Origin of the sequence: Caballeronia arationis (assembly GCF_001544975.2) — a bacterium.
GTDB lineage: Bacteria > Pseudomonadota > Gammaproteobacteria > Burkholderiales > Burkholderiaceae > Caballeronia > Caballeronia arationis.
On the sequence record NZ_FCOG02000012.1, the window covers coordinates 90554 to 109342 of the forward strand.

Annotated in this window: 22 protein-coding genes; 13 read left to right on the forward strand and 9 right to left on the reverse strand. The window is 64.5% G+C overall.

Annotated elements, in window-relative coordinates; all coding sequences use genetic code 11:
• Nucleotides 1-74: 74 nt before the first annotated feature.
• Complete coding sequence (locus AWB81_RS09775) at nucleotides 75-1142, reverse strand: sigma-54 interaction domain-containing protein (RefSeq protein WP_062634615.1); 1068 nt, start codon at nucleotides 1140-1142, stop codon at nucleotides 75-77.
• 597 nt (nucleotides 1143-1739) lie between these two features.
• Between AWB81_RS09775 and AWB81_RS09780 the strand changes: the two genes are divergently transcribed.
• From AWB81_RS09780 to AWB81_RS09820, 9 genes are all read left to right on the forward strand, one after another.
• Nucleotides 1740-2084 carry a hypothetical protein gene (locus tag AWB81_RS09780; protein ID WP_062634617.1) on the forward strand — a complete coding sequence of 115 codons (345 nt, stop codon included), beginning with the start codon at nucleotides 1740-1742 and terminating at the stop codon, nucleotides 2082-2084.
• 59 nt (nucleotides 2085-2143) lie between these two features.
• Complete coding sequence (locus AWB81_RS09785; protein WP_062634619.1) at nucleotides 2144-2461, forward strand: ElaB/YgaM/YqjD family protein; 318 nt, start codon at nucleotides 2144-2146, stop codon at nucleotides 2459-2461.
• Between the two features lie 76 nt (nucleotides 2462-2537).
• The gene (locus tag AWB81_RS09790; protein WP_062634622.1) at nucleotides 2538-2777 is read left to right on the forward strand and encodes a hypothetical protein; all 240 of its coding nucleotides are present in this window, start codon (nucleotides 2538-2540) and stop codon (nucleotides 2775-2777) included.
• Between the two features lie 308 nt (nucleotides 2778-3085).
• Nucleotides 3086-4489 carry a sigma-54-dependent transcriptional regulator gene (locus AWB81_RS09795; protein WP_062634624.1) on the forward strand — a complete coding sequence of 468 codons (1404 nt, stop codon included), beginning with the start codon at nucleotides 3086-3088 and terminating at the stop codon, nucleotides 4487-4489.
• A 269-nt stretch (nucleotides 4490-4758) separates the two neighbouring features.
• Entirely contained in the window at nucleotides 4759-4965 is a 207-nt protein-coding gene (locus tag AWB81_RS09800) for a hypothetical protein (protein WP_062634626.1), read from the forward strand.
• A 253-nt stretch (nucleotides 4966-5218) separates the two neighbouring features.
• Nucleotides 5219-5464: a hypothetical protein gene (locus AWB81_RS09805; RefSeq protein WP_062634629.1), complete on the forward strand. Its 246-nt coding sequence runs from the start codon at nucleotides 5219-5221 to the stop codon at nucleotides 5462-5464.
• Between the two features lie 190 nt (nucleotides 5465-5654).
• Nucleotides 5655-7148 carry an alpha,alpha-trehalose-phosphate synthase (UDP-forming) gene (gene otsA / locus AWB81_RS09810; RefSeq protein WP_062634631.1) on the forward strand — a complete coding sequence of 498 codons (1494 nt, stop codon included), beginning with the start codon at nucleotides 5655-5657 and terminating at the stop codon, nucleotides 7146-7148.
• A 120-nt stretch (nucleotides 7149-7268) separates the two neighbouring features.
• A complete protein-coding gene (locus AWB81_RS09815; protein WP_062634741.1) occupies nucleotides 7269-7619 on the forward strand; it encodes a hypothetical protein in 351 nt (116 codons plus the stop codon).
• A gap of 118 nt (nucleotides 7620-7737) precedes the next feature.
• Nucleotides 7738-8649, forward strand: a complete 912-nt coding sequence (locus AWB81_RS09820; protein WP_062634633.1) for a YihY/virulence factor BrkB family protein — start codon at nucleotides 7738-7740, stop codon at nucleotides 8647-8649.
• 59 nt (nucleotides 8650-8708) lie between these two features.
• Here the strand turns inward: AWB81_RS09820 and AWB81_RS09825 are convergent, their stop codons facing one another.
• Nucleotides 8709-10196, reverse strand: a complete 1488-nt coding sequence (locus tag AWB81_RS09825; RefSeq protein WP_062634635.1) for an RNA polymerase factor sigma-54 — start codon at nucleotides 10194-10196, stop codon at nucleotides 8709-8711.
• A gap of 490 nt (nucleotides 10197-10686) precedes the next feature.
• Between AWB81_RS09825 and AWB81_RS09830 the strand changes: the two genes are divergently transcribed.
• Nucleotides 10687-11022 (forward strand): BON domain-containing protein, encoded by a 336-nt coding sequence (locus AWB81_RS09830; RefSeq protein WP_062634638.1) that lies wholly within the window; start codon nucleotides 10687-10689, stop codon nucleotides 11020-11022.
• 192 nt (nucleotides 11023-11214) lie between these two features.
• Nucleotides 11215-11490, forward strand: coding sequence for a hypothetical protein (locus tag AWB81_RS09835; RefSeq protein WP_062634641.1), 276 nt, complete (start codon nucleotides 11215-11217; stop codon nucleotides 11488-11490).
• Between the two features lie 189 nt (nucleotides 11491-11679).
• Here the strand turns inward: AWB81_RS09835 and AWB81_RS09840 are convergent, their stop codons facing one another.
• A complete protein-coding gene (locus tag AWB81_RS09840) occupies nucleotides 11680-12132 on the reverse strand; it encodes a PA2169 family four-helix-bundle protein (RefSeq protein WP_062634643.1) in 453 nt (150 codons plus the stop codon).
• A 264-nt stretch (nucleotides 12133-12396) separates the two neighbouring features.
• On the opposite strand from AWB81_RS09840, the gene AWB81_RS44635 reads away from it, so the two are divergent.
• Complete coding sequence (locus AWB81_RS44635) at nucleotides 12397-12693, forward strand: hypothetical protein (protein ID WP_143753660.1); 297 nt, start codon at nucleotides 12397-12399, stop codon at nucleotides 12691-12693.
• Nucleotides 12694-12703: 10 nt separating this feature from the next.
• On the opposite strand, the gene AWB81_RS09850 is transcribed toward AWB81_RS44635, so the two are convergent.
• The 6 genes from AWB81_RS09850 to AWB81_RS09875 all read right to left on the reverse strand — a co-directional run bounded on the left by AWB81_RS09850 (nucleotide 12704) and on the right by AWB81_RS09875 (nucleotide 16988).
• Complete coding sequence (locus tag AWB81_RS09850; protein ID WP_062634647.1) at nucleotides 12704-13288, reverse strand: hypothetical protein; 585 nt, start codon at nucleotides 13286-13288, stop codon at nucleotides 12704-12706.
• Nucleotides 13289-13331: 43 nt separating this feature from the next.
• Entirely contained in the window at nucleotides 13332-13619 is a 288-nt protein-coding gene (locus AWB81_RS09855; protein WP_087134871.1) for a DUF1488 family protein, read from the reverse strand.
• Nucleotides 13620-13666: 47 nt separating this feature from the next.
• Nucleotides 13667-14200 (reverse strand): DUF4142 domain-containing protein, encoded by a 534-nt coding sequence (locus tag AWB81_RS09860; RefSeq protein WP_062634743.1) that lies wholly within the window; start codon nucleotides 14198-14200, stop codon nucleotides 13667-13669.
• Between the two features lie 104 nt (nucleotides 14201-14304).
• Nucleotides 14305-14859, reverse strand: a complete 555-nt coding sequence (locus AWB81_RS09865; protein WP_062634651.1) for a type 1 glutamine amidotransferase domain-containing protein — start codon at nucleotides 14857-14859, stop codon at nucleotides 14305-14307.
• Nucleotides 14860-15007: 148 nt separating this feature from the next.
• Nucleotides 15008-16375 carry an MFS transporter gene (locus AWB81_RS09870; protein WP_062634654.1) on the reverse strand — a complete coding sequence of 456 codons (1368 nt, stop codon included), beginning with the start codon at nucleotides 16373-16375 and terminating at the stop codon, nucleotides 15008-15010.
• A 109-nt stretch (nucleotides 16376-16484) separates the two neighbouring features.
• On the reverse strand, nucleotides 16485-16988 hold the full coding sequence (locus AWB81_RS09875; RefSeq protein ID WP_062634745.1) for a YbhB/YbcL family Raf kinase inhibitor-like protein: 504 nt from the start codon (nucleotides 16986-16988) through the stop codon (nucleotides 16485-16487).
• A gap of 276 nt (nucleotides 16989-17264) precedes the next feature.
• Between AWB81_RS09875 and AWB81_RS09880 the strand changes: the two genes are divergently transcribed.
• A complete protein-coding gene (locus AWB81_RS09880) occupies nucleotides 17265-18788 on the forward strand; it encodes a sensor domain-containing diguanylate cyclase (protein ID WP_087134872.1) in 1524 nt (507 codons plus the stop codon).
• The last annotated feature ends 1 nt before the right edge of the window (nucleotide 18789 follow it).

Below are 18789 nucleotides of genomic sequence, written 5' to 3' on the forward strand. Positions count from 1 at the left end.
GCAAGCGCGAATATAAAAAAGCGGCCAGCAAATGCTGGCCGCAGAACATCGTTGAAGCGGAGAAGGGAAGGAACTCAGTTGTCGGCCGACGAACCTTGCGTATCAGAATCGGCGCCCTCGTTCTCGTACGCGCCGAGCCGGTTATAGAGCGTCTTCAGGCTCACGCCGAGCGCCTTCGCCGCGCGTCGCTTGTCGCCGCCGCAGTGCTTGAGCGTGCCGAGGATGATCTGCTTCTGCGCATCGGCGAGCGGCGTGCCGACCCACACGTTCATCGCGTCGCCCTGGGTGACGGGCTTCTTCACGCGCGACGCGAGATGCGGATGCGCGATCTCGACCGTCTTCTCCGCAAGAATGAACGCGCGATACACGGTGTTCTTCAACTCGCGCACGTTGCCCGGCCACGAGTAAGTGCGCAGCATGTCGAGCGCGCGCTTGCTGAACGCCTTGCTCGTGCCTTCCTGCGCATTCATCTCTGAGAGGAAATGCTGCGCGAGAAATTCCCGATCCGAATCGCGTTCGCGCAAGGGCGGCGCGCGCAGCGGAAACACCGCGAGCCGGTACATCAGATCCTCGCGCAAGCCGTTCTCTTTGACGGCGGCGACGGGATCGCGATTGGTCGCGGCGATCACGCGCACATCGGAATGAATCAGGTCGTTGCCGCCGACGCGAAAGAACGTGCCCGTTTCCAGCGCGCGCAGGAGCTTCACTTGCCGCACCGGCGACATCTCGGTGACTTCGTCGAGGAACAGCGTGCCGCCGTTTGCGTGCTCGAAATAGCCGATGCGACCCTGCACCGCGCCCGTGAAGCTGCCTTTCTCGTGACCGAAGAGTTCGGCTTCGATGAGGTTGTCCGGAATCGCGCCGCAGTTCACGGCGATGAACGGGGCGTCGCGCCGGGCGCTGTGATCGTGGATCGTGCGCGCGATGAGTTCCTTGCCGGTGCCGGATTCGCCGATGATGAGCGCGGTGGCGTCGGTGGCGGCCACGCGTTCGATCTGCGAATACAGTTCCAGCATCACAGGGGACGAGCCGTACAAAAGTCCGTAGGACTTCAGGCCCGGCACTTCTCCCGCGCTGCGTTTTTTGTGCGTCGGCGTATCGCCCGGGGCGACGGCCGGCGGGTCCAGTTCGGTTGACGCCATGTGTCTTGTGTCCTGCAAATGTTGGTCGGGCTCTTGACGGCGCACGATGGCCGGCATGGCAAGAGAAGCGTGCCGGTTTTGCGTCCGAAGCGCCCTCGCGGGTGGCAGGTGGGGTCGTCGGGGACCTTCGCGGCGAGCCGGCGGACGCAATCCACGTGGGCCGGCCGGCCGGGTGGACTGCATGCGCTACCGTGATCCCCGCTGATTCCGCCTGCCGGCTGTATTTGCCGATTCGCGGTCCGGTGTCCGATGCCCGCGATTCCATGCGGGCCGCGCAGGGCAGCCATGGATGCGAAGGGCACGCGACTTATCTCAATAACGCTATTTAACCATTCGCAGCGATGTTGCGGCAATGAGCATCGGCCCGCGTGCCTCATTTTGTCTGATGACGGCGATGCGCAGGCGCGGAGTCCGGGAAGCTTCGCCGAATGCGGCCGAAAGTTACACGGCGACGGCGTAATTGTTACCCGCGGCAATCGACGAACGGTCGTCAGCGCGGTGCCGCGAGGTCCGGAAAAAGGCCCGGGCGCAAAGCTGGCACGAATGCTGCGGAGGGTGGCTACCTGCAATCGAAGACGCCGTTTCCGGCATATCGCCATGGAAGACTTCCTGAATTTCGACATTTCCGCACCCGGCCGCGAGCGCCCGCCAAGGCGCGCCCGGGCGGGCCGCACGGGCCGTCCGGGCAACGCGAAAGCCGATCGGCCGGAACTCCAGGCCGGCGAGCCGATCGACATCTATCACTGGGCCGCCGTCGCGCTCGTGACGTCGCTGATGTGCGCGGTGCTCGCGTATGCCGCCGGCACGCCTACGCTTTCGCGTGCGTCGAACGTGACGAGCGTGGTGTTTGGCGCGATGGGGAGCGTGCTCCTCCTGGCGGGCATCGTGCGCGGGCTGCGTTCGCGTCTTGCCGGCGCAGCGGTGGCGGAACAGCCGCAGTGAAACAGGCGGATGACGAAAGAATCCGCCAACGACAGTAACCAGAGCAAGGACCCCACGACATGAGTCAGACGACTGTCCAGCTTGCGTTGGGCAAGCAAAAGATCATCGAAGACATCAAGGTGCTGCTGAACGACTCCGAAGAACTGCTGCGCCTGTCGGCGTCGCTGCCGGGCGAGGGCGTCGATGCGCTGCGGGCGCGTCTGCGCGATCACGTCGATACGGCGCGCGGCGCGCTGGAAGACGCTCAGGCGAACGCGCAATCGCGCTATCGCGCGGGCGTCGACTGCACGGAAAAATACGTGCGCGATAATCCGTGGCAATCGCTCGGCATCGCCGCCGGTATCGGATTTTTCTTTGGTATTCTGATTTCGCGGTGATTTTCAGGCCCGCTCGACGCGGTTCGTAATACCCGATTTCTTTGATGCAGATTTCAAGCGATAAGGGAGAAACATAATGGCTCGACCGAAAATCGGAATCTTCGGTGCGCTCTTTGCCGTCGGCAGTGTGCTCGCGTGGAAGTGGGTGCAGTCGCAGGAGAGCGCAAGGAAGCGCGCGACGCGCGACCTGAATCGCTGGGAAGACGAGGGCGGCAAGGTCGTCACGCCGTCCAGCGCCACCCCCGTGGCGGCGCACACGAACGGCAGCGCCGTGATCGGCGGAACGCCTGAAGCGTGGCACTTCCCGCGCAGCTGATCTGCGCCATTCCCGCCGCATATCGGTGCAAACGCACGTCCCGCTGGGCGTGCGTTTTATCTTGATAAAGCCTTATAATCAAACAAGATTACGCCATTGGTTCGCTATATGGCAATATTTGCCAAATCATTTGCGACAGGCAATTTTGTCGTGCGAATTATCGGCAACTTTTTCATTTTCAGCGCGTTTTGGCAGGCAATTCAGGACGCCAATCCGCGCTCGGCCTGGCGGTCGCCACGACTGCCCAGAGAAGCCCGTGCCGCCACGAGTGGTGCGTGACCTGACAACGCTTTAAACAATCCAGACGCATGCCACATGTATTGATTGTCGATGACGATCCCAGTACCCGCGAGGCACTAGCCGCGATCATCGGCGAAGACGGACTGACGACTGCCACGGCCGGCGACCTGCGCGAGGCGCGCATCCAGCTCGTGCGGCAGACACCCGATGTCGTTTTCACCGACCTGAAGCTGCCGGACGGTTCCGGCGTCGATCTCTTCGAAGACCTCGATCCGCGTTCCGGCGTCGAGGTCATCGTGATCACCGGCCACGCGACGGTCGAATCGGCGGTGAGCGCGCTCAAGATGGGCGCGACCGATTACCTCGTCAAGCCGATCAACATGCAGCGCGTGAAGGCAATCCTTTCGCGCCTGCCGCGTCCCGGCGACCTGAAGGCAGAAATCGGCACCTTGCGCGGCGAACTGCGCCGTATGGGGCGTTTCGGCCTCATGCTCGGCAATTCGCCCGCGATGCAGACCGTCTACGACCAGATCGGCCGCGTCGCGCCGACGGCCGCTTCCGTGCTGCTGATCGGCGAATCGGGCACCGGCAAGGAAGTCGCCGCGCAGACGCTGCATGAGCTGAGCCTGCGCCGCAAGCATTCCTTCATCGCGGTGAACTGCGGCGCGATTTCGCCGAACCTGATCGAATCCGAGATGTTCGGGCACGAACGCGGGTCGTTTACCGGTGCGGACCGCCAGCACAAGGGCTATTTCGAGCGCGCGAACGGCGGCACGCTGTTCCTCGACGAAATCACCGAAATGCCGATCGAGCTTCAGGTGAAGCTCTTGCGCGTGCTGGAAACGGGCATGTTCATGCGCGTCGGCACGACGAAAGAACTCGAAACCGACGTGCGCCTGATCGCCGCGACCAACCGCGATCCGGAGCAGGCAGTGCTCGAAGGTAAGCTGCGCCTCGACCTGTATCACCGGCTGAACGTGTTCCCGATCAACCTGCCGCCGCTGCGCGAGCGCGGCAAGGACGTCGAACTGCTCGCGCAGGCGTTCCTCGACGAACTCAATTCGCGCTACAACACGAAGAAGACGTTCCCTTCGGCCGTGCGCGAGATGCTGGCGTCGTACCCGTGGCCGGGCAACGTGCGCGAGCTGAAGAACTACGTACAGCGCGCGTACATCATGTCGGGCGCGGAGTCGGACAGCACGGCCACCGTGCCGCTGCAGATTTCGCTGTCGAAGCCCTCGGCGGGAACCGCGGTGACGATCGCCTTCGGCACGTCGCTCGCGGAAGCCGACCGTCAGCTCATCCTGGCGACGCTCGAGCAGTGCGGCGGCGTGAAGACGCGCGCGGCGGAGATCCTCGGCATCAGCCTGAAGACGCTCTACAACCGGCTCGTCGAGTACGGCGAGGACGCGAACAAGGCCGCGGTCGGGGAGGCAAGCGAACTCGGCGACGCAGGTTCGGGGAGCGCATAGCCTCCCGAATCGGCAGACGAAAACCGCCGGAAGATGCGACGCCCACGCATGCAAATGCGCGGGCGTTTTCTTTGGCAGTCCGGCGTTCGACCGCCGATAATGAGATAAGGACGCGACGTCGATTGCGTTGGCGAACGCGGCGATTTCAGCACGTGGCGGGGCGCCGAAGGGCATGCCCCTTGCTGTCGCAGTAGTAAGGCTCGCTCGATGGGCAACGATGCCCTCGAACACATCGAGTCCGAACATCACTACAACGACCAGGAGCCGCCATGTCCGATCCCGCTTTCGACCGCACGATCCACGCGCAGACGCCGCAGGTGCCGGACCCGCCCGTGACACCGCCCAGCGAGCCGACTCCGCCGCCGCAGGTTCCGCCCGATACCAATCCGGACCCGACGCGCGAGCCGCCGACGCCGCCGATGCAGCCAATCGGCGATCCGCCGCCGGGACCGAACGAGGCGCCGCACGTCCGCTAAACATGACGGCTTCGCACTGAACAAGACGATAAACAGGGCGCGATAAGCACGACGCGTCGAGCGATACAGAGCAAAAAAAGGGCGCATTCCCCTAAAACGTGCAAGTGTTGAAGAAATTTCCAACGATGCTGTAGGCATTACAACGAACGGCGTAACAATGACCGGCGCGCGCGAGCAGCGCCGGTCGTTTTTTCGCTGAAATGACGGTCGCCGCCGACCATTTCCTACGACGGCCTTCGCCCTGGAGGCACCCATGAGGCACCCCGCACTCCGACGCTCCGCACGTCATTCTTCCAAGCGTGAAGCACGCGCCGACGCTGCCAAGGAAGCGCCTGCGCCCGCCGCGTCCGCTGCATCTGCCGACGCGCCGCCGCACGATCCGGCTGGGCAGAACCGCCCCGCGCCTGACGCTCCGCCCGATGGCGAGCACAATCAGGGTGGCGTGCGACGCGAAGGAATCGACTATCAGCGTGATCTCGGCTCGGAGCAGGACGCCTGAGCGGGCGCCTGCGTGCTCTGAGGAGCCGGTGCAAATTTTTCTCCGCGACGCGGGATCGTCGCGTGTTTTCGTTCGTCGGTAACATCCAAATACAAATTTTATTTTACCGATTGTACAAATCGGCATGGGACTTGCATACCTTCTTTCGCCAATTCGAGCATGCAACGACAACTGATGAGGTGATGCTGTAATGAGCAGATTGATCGTGGTATCGAATCGCGTCGCGCCGATCCAGGAAGGCAAGCCCGCCGCCGGCGGCCTGGCGATCGGAGTGTTGGACGCGCTCAAGGAGACAGGCGGCGTCTGGTTCGGATGGAGCGGGGAAATCGTCGGCGAGGCGTCGGCGCCCGTGATCGAGAAGCGCGGCAACGTGACGTACGCGACGGTCGGGCTGACGCGCCGCGACTACGACCAGTACTACCGCGGCTTTTCCAACGCCACGCTCTGGCCGACCTTCCACTATCGCAACGACCTCTCGCGCTTCGATCGCGAGGAATACGCGGGCTATGCGCGCGTGAACGCGGGCCTCGCCGCGAAGCTCAAGGCGCTGATCGAGCCCGACGACATCATCTGGGTGCACGACTATCACCTGCTGCCGTTCGCGCAGGAATGCCGCGCGCTTGGCATCAAGAATCCGATCGGTTTCTTCCTGCACATTCCCTTTCCGGTGCCCGAAGTGATGCGCACCGTGCCGCCGCACGAGGAACTGATCCAGGCGATGTGCAGCTACGACATCGTCGGGTTCCAGACGCAGGCCGACCAGCAGTCGTTCGTCGACTATATCGAGCGCGGAAAATTCGGCCACGCGACCGACGACGGCATGGTGCAGGGCTTCGGCCGCATGCTGAAAGTGGGCGCGTATCCGATCGGCATCTATCCGGACGCGATCGCCAAGGCCGCCGAGCAGTTCTCGAATCGCAAGCCGGTCAAGAGCCTGCGCGACGCTTTGCGCGGCCGCAAGCTCATCATGAGCGTCGACCGGCTCGACTATTCGAAAGGGCTTGCCGAGCGCTTCCAGGCGTTCGAGCGCCTCTTGCTGAACGCGCCCGGCTGGCATGGCCGCGTGTCGCTCGTGCAGATCGCGCCGCCGACGCGCTCCGACGTGCAGACCTACCAGCGCATCCGCCAGAACCTGGAAGGCGAGGCGGGGCGCATCAACGGCCGCTTTGCGCAGCTCGACTGGACGCCGATCCAGTATCTGAACCGCAAGTACGACCGCAATCTGCTGATGGCGCTTTTCCGTTTGTCGCAGGTGGGCTATGTGACGCCGCTCCGCGATGGCATGAATCTGGTCGCGAAGGAATATGTGGCCTCGCAGGACCCGGCCGATCCGGGCGCGCTCGTGCTTTCGCAATTCGCAGGCGCCGCCGATCAGTTGCCGGGCGCGCTGATCGTCAATCCGTTCGACCTCTCGCAGATGTCCGAGGCGCTGGAGCGCGCGCTGTCGATGCCGCTCGCCGAGCGTCAGGCGCGCCACGCCGACATGATGGCGCCGCTGCGCGAAAACAATCTCTCCGTGTGGCGCGATTCGTTCCTGAGCGACCTGCGCAGCGTCGCAACGGCGGCGTCCATGACGCAAAAGACCGTGAAGCAGGTCGCCGAGGCGAAGCCCGAGGCCAGGTCCGAAGTGAAACCCGATGCGAAGTCCGGCGCGAAGCCGCGTCCGGCGAAGGTTTCCGGCTGAATGTCGAGTCCCGTTGAGAGCCCCGCGCCTGGCGATCAGGCGCGGGGCTTTTTTGTTCCGGACGAAAGCTTGCGCGGCACGTCCCTTGCGATCCATGAAGCGGACGATCAACGGAGATCAATGATGAGCGGAAGCACACTGAACCCGCCCGACGAGGGCAGCGTGGAAATCGGCAAGGGACACGGCACCGGCGCGCTCGGCCCGAGCGACTCCTCCGACAGCGGCTCGGACGTGCAGGGCGAGAAGCGCTATCCGGGCGACATCGAGGACGAACTCGACGCCCACGCGCTCGGCCAGTCGCAGGCGGAACTGGCGAGCGACACGGACCGCTACGGCACCGGCGAAGCGGCGTCGGCGGATGGCGACAACAATCTCGAAACCGATTCCGACATCTTGCCTGACGAAGTGGAAGACGAAACGCGCAGCATCGGCGACGAAACCGGGAATCCGGAGGACGACGAGGACGTCTGATTTCGAGTTTGCAGAGTGGAGCGGCGTCGTTCTTTACGGAGCGACGCCGCTTTTTATTGAAGTGGCGTTAGGATCGGCGTTTTGGGTCCAGCCGCGCACGACGCGCCGACGCCGCCGCATGAACGACGACACTTCGCCGAAAACCCCGCCCGTCGCAGTTGGCAGCACGTCGAAATGGCGCGGCTGGCTTTCGTGGGCCGTCGACCCGGTCACGCACTGGTCGCAGGACCACTGCCTGATGTTCTCGGCGTCGATCTCATTCTTCGCCGCGTTTTCGCTCGCGCCGACGCTCGTCATCGTGATCGCGGTAGCGAGCATCTTCTTCGGCGCCGATGCCGTTCAGGGGCGCCTCTTCGACGAGATCAGCGGCGTCGTCGGCACAGACGCGGCGCGCGCGCTCGAAGCGATCGTCGCAAACGCGTGGCACGCCGACATCGCCCGCAGCACGGCGATTCTGTCGGGGGCGGGCGTGCTCGTCGGCGCATCGGCGACGTTTTCATCGCTGCACAGCGCCCTCAACGTCATCTGGCCGACGCCCGCCGTGAGCACGCGGGAGAGCATTGTCGGGCTGTTGCGCGTGCGGGTGATGTCGTTCGGGCTCGTCGTCGGCGCGGGGCTGATGGTCGTGGCGCTCCTCGTGCTCGACGCGTTCGTCGAGCTGGTCGGGCATCTCGTTTTCGGCGACGGCAGCCCGTTCCTCGTGCTCGCCGGCGCGACGCAGCGCGCCATTTCGCTCGCGATGCTGTCGCTCGCGTTCACGGTGCTGCTCAAGTTCCTGCCGACCGCGCGCATGACGTGGCGCGACGCGCTGCTCGGCGCGGTCGCGGCGGCGCTGATGTTCGAAGGCGGTAAGCGGCTCTTCGCGTTCTATCTGAGCCACGCGGGGACAGCGAACATGTTCGGCGCGGCCGGATCGCTCGCCATCATCCTGATGTGGCTGTATTACTCGGCGGCGGTGTTTCTGCTGGGCGCCGAACTGTCGGCGACGGCGGCGAGGAAGCGCACGCATCGCGAGGCGGGATGGCGATAAAAAATGCCTTCGAGTGCAACCTCGAAGGCATTTTGAGGATCAGGCGGCGAAGCCGAAGATCAGGCCTGCCGGCGCAACTCCGCCGGCGGCACCTTCATCAGATGCCGGTACTTCGCGACCGTCCGTCGCGCGACGATCACACCCTGATCCGCGAGCATTTTCGCGAGGCTCACGTCCGACAGCGGATCGGCCGCATTCTCCTTCGCGATCATCTCCTTCAGGAGCGCACGCACCGCCGCGGCCGAGCACGTGCCGCCGCTTTCAGTGCTGAGTTCGCGCGGGAAGAAGTGCTTGAACTCGAAGATGCCGCGCGGCGTCGCCATGTACTTGTTGCCCGTCGCGCGCGAGATCGTCGATTCGTGCAGTTCGAGTTCATCGGCGACATCGCGCAGCACGAGCGGCTTCAGCGCGATCTCGCCGTAATCGAAGAACGCCTTCTGATGCGACACGATGCATTCCGCGACGCGCTGGATCGTCGTGAAGCGCTGCTGCGCATTGCGAATCAGCCAGCGCGCTTCCTGCAACTGCTGGGCGAGCGGCGAACGGCTCGCGCCCGCCGATTGCGCGAACAGTTCCGCGTACATCCGATGGATGCGCGCGCGCGGCAGCACCGCCGGATTGATCGTCACGACCCAGCTTTTCTTCACCTGACGCACGATCACGTCCGGTACGACGTAGTTGTCCTCGGCCTGACCGTAGTTCTCGCCCGGCTTCGGATCGAGCTTGCGCACGAGCGCGCACGCAATACGCAGGTCGTCCGCGCTGCAGCCGATCTTCTTCTGCAGTTCGGCCTGCTCGCGCCGCGCGAGGCGCTCCAGATGATGGTTGACGATTTCGAGCGCGACAGCACGCGCCGGCGTGTCGGACGGCATCGCTTCGAGTTGCAGCGACAGGCATTCCGACAGATTGCGCGCACCGACACCCGGCTTGTCGAGCGACTGCACGAGCTTGAGCGCGATGGTCAACTCGTCTTCGGTGAGTTCGGGCTCGATATCGACGAGCGCCGCAAGCTCCGAGAGGTCTTGTCGAAGATAGCCGTCGTCGTCGAGCGCTTCGATGATCAGCTGGGCCATCGCGCGATCGCGATCGTTCAGCGGGTAAAGGCGCAGCGAATCGTGCAGGGTGTCGTGCAACGAAGGTTCGATACGGACCCAGTCGGCCGGGTCGGAACCTTCGCCGTCGCCGCTCGTGCGCGACGCTGTGGTGCGGCCGAACGGGTCGGAGGAGAACTCACTGCCTGCATCGTCATGGGACGAAGAATCGCCGCTGTCGGCCGAATCGGCGACGCTGTCCGCGGCAAGCGGAGCTTCGGCCGTTTCGCTGGTCGAAGCGGGCGTCGTTTCGCTCATCGAACTGCCGTTGTCGTTACTGAGGGCGTTGTCCTCTGTTTGCGACTCGTCGTATTCGAGGAACGGGTTGGTATCGAGGGCATTGCGCAGTTCCTGCTGAAACTCGAGCGACGAAAGCTGCAGCAGGCGGACCGACTGTTGAAGACGCGGTGTGAGCGCAAGGCTTTGCTTGGTGCGAAGTTCTAGGGAAGGCGGCATTGCGTGGTAGTCCTCGTTTGTTCTTGAACAGAATCGGCTTTCGTGACGCCCTAATAAGCAACGGTCGTGCCATGCGGTACGGGAACCGCATGGCATCGGGCTTTTACGATGCTTGCACGCGGATTGCAGGAGGGTTTGAAGGCTGCTTCCACGCAGTTTTTACACGGCCTCCGACAAAACCGCAGCGCCTTCGCGGGTCGTTCGAGCGGGTGTCCAAATGTTGAAAAACGTACGGGACAAAACTATTTCGGCGGGCTGCGAAATCCCGGCGCGACAAGGCGCGGAGCGCTTTGTCCCAGGCCGCGAGCGTGCGCGTTTTGCATGGCCCGGCACGCAAGTTGCGGAAGTCGTTGCACGATCGCGTTACTACGGGGCGTGACGTAAACAAAGTAGCGACAAGAAGTACCAATGAGACGGTCCCCCGGCGCGCAAGCAACGAGCAGTAAGGGCGAGACCGTACTTTTAAAACTGAAAAAGAAGGAGAGTTTCCATGAAGACGACCCAATTCCTGAAGGCAGCCGGCGGTATCGCAGCAGTTGTGTTTGCCCTCAACGCAACGGCTCAGACGACGGCGGCATCGGATTCGACGGGCACATCCGTCGGTCAGAAACTGGACGACAGCGCCGTCACCACGAAGGTCAAGACCGAACTGCTCGGCGCGAAGAACGTCAAGTCGACGCATGTCCACGTCAAGACCGTCAAGGGCGTCGTTTCGCTGACGGGCACCGTGCCGTCGGCTGAGGACCGGACGGCGGCAGAAGATGTCGTCTCGAAGGTTTCGGGCGTGACCCATGTGAAGAACCATCTCAAGATCGCAGCCGAATAAGAGTGCGATGGCTGCGGCGTCTGATCTCGCCGGTTCGGGGAACGGGCGCCGCGGCTCGACAGGGAAGCGACTTCAGTAGCAACGACGCAGAACGAAGTACGACCTCGAAGCACCTTGAAAAGGGGCGTCACTCATCGCGGTTCGCCACGGCATCTTGCCGATGCAACCGGACCGCAGCAAAAGGAGATTTCGATGAACAACACGAAGAAGTTTGCCTTGACCGCCGCGCTCGCGATTGCCTGCGCGGCTCCTGCGTTCGCGCAGAATGCTGGCGGAGCGGCGGGCGGCGGTCAGTCGAACGGCACGTCGGCGACGCCCGATTCGACGAACATGGCATCGGGCGCGATGACGAAGCAGTCGAAGGGCACGACGATGCATCAGCAGAACAAGGCGCACAAGCTGAAGGGCGCGTCGGCTGCCGCTGCGGCGTCTTCGCTCGGCACCAACGACAAGGGTCAGCCGCAGTAAGCTCGCACGATTTCCCGAAGGAACACGAAGCCCGGCCGCGCAAGCGGCAGGGCTTTTTTGCATCGTCGATCCGCGCGGACGATAAAAAGCCGCCGCTCGCGTAGGCGAGCGACGGCTCCATCGGGCAATCAGCCTGGCGAACGAGCGGCCGTCGATGACGACCGCTTCGGACCCGTCACCTCCGGCGCATTACGACTTCGCAGCGGCGTACTGATCGCGTAGATCGCGGATGCGATCATGGTTCTGAATGACACCCTGATACTGGCGCTCGACGACTGCGCGCACATCGGCAGGCAGATCCTTGTCGAGTGCATCGCGATAGTTCTTCTTCGCGACATCCTCGCCGCGCTCGCATTCGGCGAGGATCGCGTGATCGTCGCGGCCCGTCACCGCCGACTTCACGTCGACCCAGCCGCGATGTAGCGCGCCTGCCACCGTGCCGCCGGTTTCGGGCTTGCCGCCCAGGCGCTGCACGACGTCCTGCAGTTCGCGCGCGCCGCGCTGGCAGTCTTCCGCGCGGTTCTGGAACAGGAGCTTCAGGCTCGGATCACGGGTGTCTTCGGCGGCCTTGAGGAAGCCCTTTTCACCGTCCTTCGACGTTTCTACGAGATCATTGAGTACCGATACGATATTCGTGCTCATGTAATACCTCCTTATTGATCGAAGTTCCCCGCAGATGAGATCCCGGTGCGGGACGCGGTCTCTTTCGCTATCGCATGCGGCGTGCCCGGTGCGGGGTTTTTCGGGAGCTGGCAGGCCGTGCATCTTCTGACCGTCGGGCCGGGCGACGGCCCATACGCGTTGCTCTTCGCGCGGCACGACGCTTGCTTTTTCCCTCGTTCGACGAAGTATCCAAAAGCGCGCGGCATCGATCGCGACGCGCAGAACGACGACTTGGGAGAACACATGAGCATCAACTATCGGGAGTTGCTCGTCTTCGTGGCGATCGTCACGTCGGCGCTCGTCATGCAGATCCGCCAGGACACGATCGATGTGCGCGAAGCGCAATCCGCGCTCTACCGACGAGAGCAATACAGCAGCGCGCCTGCTGCGAGCAACCTGCAGCATGCCGCGTCAGGCACAGCCAGTCGACGAACGGAGCCCGGTGCCGCGTGTGCGGCGCGATCCGCTGCTCATGTAGAACGGCCGCACTATAAAAAAGGCCGCCCTCGGGCGGCCTTCGTCATATTCACCCTGCTCTGAAGCGCTCAACTCAAGCGCGTCGTTGCGCATACTCGGCAACCGGATGCGGTGGCTGCAGCGGATCGAAATCGCTCCAGCGACCCTGCTTCCAGCGTCCCGACGCGCGTTCGATGTCCATGCCGCCGGCCTCGCGCAGGGTCGACGCCGCATCGTTCTGCGACTCCGGCGAGACATGCACGGCAACAAGCACGCCCGCGTGCCGCGCGTTCTCCTCGTTTGCATGAGACGTGGACGACCCCGGCTTCGACTTGCGCGTATGAGACATCGCGCCCGCAAGCGAGCCGATATACGCACCGACACCTGCCGCCACCACCGACACGAACAACGGCGCCTTGAAGACCGCGAACACCGCCGCGCCGACGACCGCCCCGATCACCGCGCCGATCGTTACGCCGCGCCCCGCGCCCTTGGGTGCGGCCTGAGCGCCCGCATCGGTGCCGACGTCGCCGCCGATCGGATGACGGGCGTGCTGGCCGCTCGGATTGACGAAGAAGAGCGTGACGTCTTCCTCGACGAAGCCGCGGGCGAAGAGCCGTTGCGCGGCGGCCTCGGCGGCCGGAAAAGTCTGGAAACGGCCCGCGATTATTAGCGACATGATGCCTCCGTTTTCGATTGGGTCAGGTTCAGGGGCGGTGCGCCTATTTCGGCTCCATACCGGCGACGCGGAACAGGCCGCTGCGCAGCACGACCGCCTGGCCGCCGTTCTCGTCGAGCGCTTCGGCGCAGACCGCGCGGATACGCGGCCGGCCCTGCTCGTAGGCGGGCATCAGGTCCTCTTCGCGCGCGGAGACCGCGGCGAAATGGTCCTCCAGCGCCTCGGCGGAAATCGAGCAGACGACAGGCTGGCCGTCGACGAGTGCGGTGAAATTGATCACCAGGTCGACGCCGTCGAAAACGGGCGGATCTTCCGCGAAGGTGATGTGCATGGTCGAGTCCTCATAGGCCGGACGATGGGGGGAAGCGGGAAGGGCGCTCATGCCTTGGCCTTCGCGAGCTGCTGCGCCATCTGGTAATGGTGCTCGATGATCGGCAGTGCCTTGGCCGCGGCGCCTTTCAGTTGCGCGTCGTTGCCGTTCTCGCTTTCCTGCTTGAAGAGCTCGACGGCCTTCTGATGGCCGCCGACCGCCACCTTGTCAATATATGCCTTGTCGAAGTCGGCGCCTTGAAGATTTTGCAAGCTGCCGACCACCGACGAATCCGCGCTCGCCGGCGCCGTGATGCCGTGCCGCTTAGCGAGGACGTCGAGATTGCGCGCGAGCTTGGCGTGGTCCGCGATCATGCGCTCCGCGAAGCGCTTGACCTGCGCGTCGCTCGACTTCGTGAGCGCGAGCTTGCTTGCGGCAATTTCAGTGGCGCCGGCTGTGCCTGCGTCCTGCACGAACTGCTGATCGGTCGCCGACAGTTTCTCCGATGCCCCGCTCGCCGGTGCGTTCTGCGCGTAAGCGAGCGGCACGAAGCCGGCGGCCAGCGCAAGCGCCGCGACGCCTTTCTTCGCCCAGCCGCGCATCAGCGCGCCGCGCGTCGATGGCTGCGCCGCCGGGGGCGTTTCATGTCGCCGGTTGAAAGTGGAATCGTTCGGCATGCGTCCTCCTGTTCCTGCGGGTTTCACTTTCATGCAGCCTGTTTCGCCTTGGCAAGCGCGTCGATCAGCGCCTTGTTGAAGGCGGGCAGGTCGTCGGGCTTGCGACTCGTGATCAGGTTGCCGTCGACCTGCACTTCCTGGTCGACCCAGGTCCCGCCCGCATTGCGGATGTCGTCCTGCAGGCTCGGCCAGCTCGTCATCGTGCGGCCCGCGACGATGCCCGCCGAGATCGGCAGCCAGCCGCCGTGACAGATCACCGCGATCGGCTTTTTCGCCTGATTGGCGGCCTTGACGAAGCCCTGCGCCTGCGCATCGACACGAATCGCGTCGCTGTTCAAGACGCCGCCCGGCAGCACGAGCGCGTCGTAATCCGACGCCTTGACCTGATCGAACGTGGCGTCGACCGCGACCTTGTCGCCCTTGTCGACGTGCTTGAAACCCTGGATCTGTCCCGGCTTCTGCGAAATCACGTGGACCTCGGCGCCGGCTTCCTTCAGGGCGCGCTGCGGCTCGACGAGTTCGGCCTGCTCGAAGCCGTCGACTGCGAGAATCGCGACCTTGCAATTGTTCAGCGAAGTAGCCATCGAAACACTCTCCCTGTTGCTGGATAAGCCTGTGAGATGGGTTCCCGGCCTGCGGAACCCTCGACTCGACGGCAGCAAGGGGTGTGCCCAGGAGAGCGGGCAGGCGGCGTTCGGATGGGCGTGCGGTGCCGCGGGCGCGGCACCGCGCTCAGACGGCTTCCGCGCGGCGCTTGCCGGCGAGCCGCATGAGGCTCACGACCGCGGCCGCCGCCGCGAACGCCGCCGCCGCGTAGAGCGTGATGACCGCGCCGTGCTGCGGTGCGACGCCGAAGATCAGCGCGACGAGTGCAGCGCCGAGCGTCTGTCCGGACAGACGCGCCGTGCCGAGCATGCCGCTTGCGCCGCCGCTGCGATGACGCGGCGCGGAAGACAGCATCTGCCGGTTGTTCGGCGACTGGAAGAGCCCGAAGCCGAGCCCGCAGACCGCCATCCGCCAGGCGATGTCGACGGGCGTCGGATGCGTGCCGGTGGTCGCGAGCAGAAGGAGACCGGCGGTCAGGATCGCGAGCCCGACGCCGCCGAGGATGCCCGCCGAGTAGCGGTCCGCGAGCACGCCCGCCAGCGGCGCGACGAACACGATGACGAGCGGCCACGGCGTCATCAGAAAGCCAGTCTGGACCTGAGTCATGCCGAAACCGTCCTGCAGCAGGAACGGCAGCGAGACGAAAGCCAGCATCTGCGCGACGAACGAGCAGAACGACGTCGCGACGGAGAGCGCGAACACCGGAATGCGCATCAGGTCGACGGGGAGGAGCGGCGCGCGCTGCGTCAACTGGCGGCGCACGAAGAAATAGCCGATCACGCCCGCCACCACAAATTCGGCGATCACATACGGCCGGTGCTCGCCGTGACCGAGGCCGTCGACGGCCGTGATCGCGAGACCGAAGACGAGCGCATTCATCAGCGCGCTCACGTAGTCGTAAGGTTCGCGATGGCCCGGCGTACGCGGCAGCGCGCGTGTGCCGACCGCGAGCGCGGCAAGTCCGATCGGCACGTTGATCGCGAAGAGCCACGGCCACGGCGCGATGGCGAGTACGCCCGAGGCGATGGTCGGTCCGATCACCGAGGAGATCGCGACCACCGTCGCGTTGATGGAGACGCCGCGGCCGAGCTGGTCGGGCGGATAGATCATGCGCACGAGCGCCGTGTTGACGCTCATGATGCCGGCCGCGCCGAAGCCCTGGATCACGCGTGTGACGGTCAGCGTCACGAGCGAGTTCGACAGCGCGCAGCCAAGCGACGCGACCGTGAAGAGCGCGAGCCCGGTCATGTAGATGCGCCGGTAGCCGATGCGGTCGCCGAGCGAGGCGAGCGGCAGGAGTGAGATGGTGATGGTGAGCTGGTACGCGTTGACGATCCAGATCGAATCGGCGGGCGCCGCATTCAGCGTGCGGGCGATGGTCGGCAGCGCGACGTTGGCGATGGCGCCGTCGAGCACCGCGAGCGTGATGCCGAGCGCGATGACGAGGATCGCCCAGAAGCGTTGCGGATACGGCAGGCCTTGTTCTGCTTCCATCGATCGGAGAATTGGGGCGGCGTGAAGGGTGAATGAAGGGAAGTCGAGGGGCGCGGGCGATGCGCGCCGGTCGGGCGGCGCGCGTCGCGGATCGCATTACTTCATCGCGTTACTTCAGTTCGTACAGGCCCGTGTAGGTCGCCGAATCGATTTCGTTCAGATGCACCATGAAGCGCGCGACCGCATTGGTCGCGCCGGCGTCAAGAGCTAGGTTGCCGGCCTGCAATGCGTGGATGCGGAAGATATAGCGATGCGTCTTGTCGCCGCGCGGCGGCGCCGCACCGCCGAAACCGACCGTGCCGTAGTCGTTCCTCAACTGCAGCGCGCCGGCGGGCAGGAGGCTGCCGTCCGCCTTGCCGGCGTTGCGCGGCAGCGACCGGACATCAGCAGGAATGTTGACGATCACCCAGTGCCAGAAGCCGCTGCCGGTGGGCGCGTCGGGATCGTAGACGGTGAGCGCGAAGCTCTGCGTATCGGCGGGCGGGTCTTCCCACTGCAACGCGGGCGAGATGTTCTCGCCCGCTCCGCCGAAGGCTTGCTGATCGAATTCCTGCGACTTGGTCAAGAAGCCGTTCGCGGGAAACTCGTCGGACCAGATGCGGAAATCAGCCATGAGAATCTTGCCTCCATTCGACAGGTTGAAATAAGCGGCGCATGGCGCCCGCCCGGATGTTTCGCGCCCTGCCGCAGCAAACATGCCCGCCGGAGAGCGCTCGTGACGCGAGGTCGGACAGGGCACGGAGGGCTCATCGAGTGTAGCATCCGGCCCCGCTAACGACGCATCGCCCAACGGCCGGGCGGCCCGCGGCGGCCACGAAACAGGTGCTTAAAAATGGCGGGCTAGAATAATGCGATAAATACGGAACCGGCGCGAGCCGGAACAACGCCCATGCAAAATGACGAGCGGCGCGCCGTCCGCGCAGCCATCCAGCCATCCGCCCGGCCTAATTTCGATGGGAGCGCTCCCGCCGACGATGCCGACATGTTCGATCTCGCGCCCGTCTCGCTGTGGCTCGAGGATTTCAGCGCCGTGCGCGAACTGTTCGAAAGCTGGCGGGCCGCCGGTGTCACGAACCTGCGCGCGTACCTCGCCGAAGACCCGGCGCGCATCGCCGCGTGTTCGTCGCGCATCCGCGTGATCAAGGTGAACCGGCGGACGCTGTCGCTCTTTGGCGCGAAGGACGTCGATCATCTCGTGCAGAACCTCGCCAGCGTGTTTCGCGACGACATGCTCGCGACGCACGTCGACGAACTCGAACAGCTGTGGGCCGGCAAGCCGCAGTTCGTGAGCCAGACGGTGAATTACGCGCTCGACGGCCGGCGGCTCGACGTGCTGCTCAAGGCGGTGATCCTGCCGGGACACGAGTCGCGCTGGGACCGCGTGCTGGTCACGATCGAGGACATCACCGAACTCGAAGGCGTGCGGCGCCGTGCGGCAGAGAGCGAACTCTATGCGCGCGGGCTCTTCGAGCATTCGCCGGTGTCGCTGTGGGTGGAAGATTTCAGTTCCGTGAAGGCACTGCTCGACGACGTGCGCGAGCGCGGCATCGTCGATTTCCGGACGTTTACAAACGTGCATCCGGAATTCGTCGAGCGCTGCATGCAGGAGATTCACGTGCTCGACGTGAACCAGCACACGCTCAGGACGTTCGCCGCGCCCGACAAGCCGACGCTCCTCGCAAACCTTCAGACCATCTTCCGCGACGACATGCAGCAGCATTTCCAGGAACAGCTGATCGACCTGTGGGATCACAAGCTGTTTCACCAGCGCGAAGTAATGAACTATTCGCTCGAAGGCGCTGAACTGCACGTGCACCTGCAGTTCTCGGTGTTTCCGGGCCACGAGCGCGACTGGGACCTCGTGCTCGTCGCGCTCACCGACATCACCGCGCGCAAGAAGGCCGAGGCGTATCTCGAGTTTCTCGGCAAGCACGACGTGCTGACCAAGCTGAAGAACCGCTCGTTCTACATCGATGAAATCAACCGGCTGGAGCGCAAGGGTCCGTTCCCGGTGACGGCGATCGCGGTCGACGTGAACGGCCTGAAGGCCGTGAACGACCAGTTGGGTCACGCCGCCGGCGACGCGTTGCTGCGCCGCGCGGGCGAGGTGCTCGGCAAGGCGCTGGAAAAGCCGTTCCAGGCGGCGCGCATCGGCGGCGACGAATTCGTCGTGCTGCTGCCGGGCACCGACGAGCGCGGCGGCGAGGCGATGATGGAGAGCATCCGCCAGCTGGTGGAGGTGAACAACCAGTTCTACTCGGGCATGCCGCTCAGTTTCGCGATGGGCGCGGCCACCGCGCAGGAGGGCGAGCGTCTGGAGGCGATGCTGCACCGCGCCGACTCGGTCATGTACGCGGAAAAGCGCGCCCACTACGACAACCCGCAGAACGACCGGCGCACCGAGCGCGAATAGC

What these genes read in the sequence shown, in the direction of transcription:
- AWB81_RS09775 (WP_062634615.1), bottom strand. Translation starts at nt 1,142, where the DNA reads ATGGCGTCAACCGAACTGGACCCGCCGGCCGTCGCCCCGGGCGATACG.
- AWB81_RS09780 (WP_062634617.1), top strand. Translation starts at nt 1,740, where the DNA reads ATGGAAGACTTCCTGAATTTCGACATTTCCGCACCCGGCCGCGAGCGC.
- AWB81_RS09785 (WP_062634619.1), top strand. Translation starts at nt 2,144, where the DNA reads ATGAGTCAGACGACTGTCCAGCTTGCGTTGGGCAAGCAAAAGATCATC.
- AWB81_RS09790 (WP_062634622.1), top strand. Translation starts at nt 2,538, where the DNA reads ATGGCTCGACCGAAAATCGGAATCTTCGGTGCGCTCTTTGCCGTCGGC.
- AWB81_RS09795 (WP_062634624.1), top strand. Translation starts at nt 3,086, where the DNA reads ATGCCACATGTATTGATTGTCGATGACGATCCCAGTACCCGCGAGGCA.
- AWB81_RS09800 (WP_062634626.1), top strand. Translation starts at nt 4,759, where the DNA reads ATGTCCGATCCCGCTTTCGACCGCACGATCCACGCGCAGACGCCGCAG.
- AWB81_RS09805 (WP_062634629.1), top strand. Translation starts at nt 5,219, where the DNA reads ATGAGGCACCCCGCACTCCGACGCTCCGCACGTCATTCTTCCAAGCGT.
- otsA (WP_062634631.1), top strand. Translation starts at nt 5,655, where the DNA reads ATGAGCAGATTGATCGTGGTATCGAATCGCGTCGCGCCGATCCAGGAA.
- AWB81_RS09815 (WP_062634741.1), top strand. Translation starts at nt 7,269, where the DNA reads ATGATGAGCGGAAGCACACTGAACCCGCCCGACGAGGGCAGCGTGGAA.
- AWB81_RS09820 (WP_062634633.1), top strand. Translation starts at nt 7,738, where the DNA reads ATGAACGACGACACTTCGCCGAAAACCCCGCCCGTCGCAGTTGGCAGC.
- AWB81_RS09825 (WP_062634635.1), bottom strand. Translation starts at nt 10,196, where the DNA reads ATGCCGCCTTCCCTAGAACTTCGCACCAAGCAAAGCCTTGCGCTCACA.
- AWB81_RS09830 (WP_062634638.1), top strand. Translation starts at nt 10,687, where the DNA reads ATGAAGACGACCCAATTCCTGAAGGCAGCCGGCGGTATCGCAGCAGTT.
- AWB81_RS09835 (WP_062634641.1), top strand. Translation starts at nt 11,215, where the DNA reads ATGAACAACACGAAGAAGTTTGCCTTGACCGCCGCGCTCGCGATTGCC.
- AWB81_RS09840 (WP_062634643.1), bottom strand. Translation starts at nt 12,132, where the DNA reads ATGAGCACGAATATCGTATCGGTACTCAATGATCTCGTAGAAACGTCG.
- AWB81_RS44635 (WP_143753660.1), top strand. Translation starts at nt 12,397, where the DNA reads ATGAGCATCAACTATCGGGAGTTGCTCGTCTTCGTGGCGATCGTCACG.
- AWB81_RS09850 (WP_062634647.1), bottom strand. Translation starts at nt 13,288, where the DNA reads ATGTCGCTAATAATCGCGGGCCGTTTCCAGACTTTTCCGGCCGCCGAG.
- AWB81_RS09855 (WP_087134871.1), bottom strand. Translation starts at nt 13,619, where the DNA reads ATGCACATCACCTTCGCGGAAGATCCGCCCGTTTTCGACGGCGTCGAC.
- AWB81_RS09860 (WP_062634743.1), bottom strand. Translation starts at nt 14,200, where the DNA reads ATGCGCGGCTGGGCGAAGAAAGGCGTCGCGGCGCTTGCGCTGGCCGCC.
- AWB81_RS09865 (WP_062634651.1), bottom strand. Translation starts at nt 14,859, where the DNA reads ATGGCTACTTCGCTGAACAATTGCAAGGTCGCGATTCTCGCAGTCGAC.
- AWB81_RS09870 (WP_062634654.1), bottom strand. Translation starts at nt 16,375, where the DNA reads ATGGAAGCAGAACAAGGCCTGCCGTATCCGCAACGCTTCTGGGCGATC.
- AWB81_RS09875 (WP_062634745.1), bottom strand. Translation starts at nt 16,988, where the DNA reads ATGGCTGATTTCCGCATCTGGTCCGACGAGTTTCCCGCGAACGGCTTC.
- AWB81_RS09880 (WP_087134872.1), top strand. Translation starts at nt 17,265, where the DNA reads ATGCAAAATGACGAGCGGCGCGCCGTCCGCGCAGCCATCCAGCCATCC.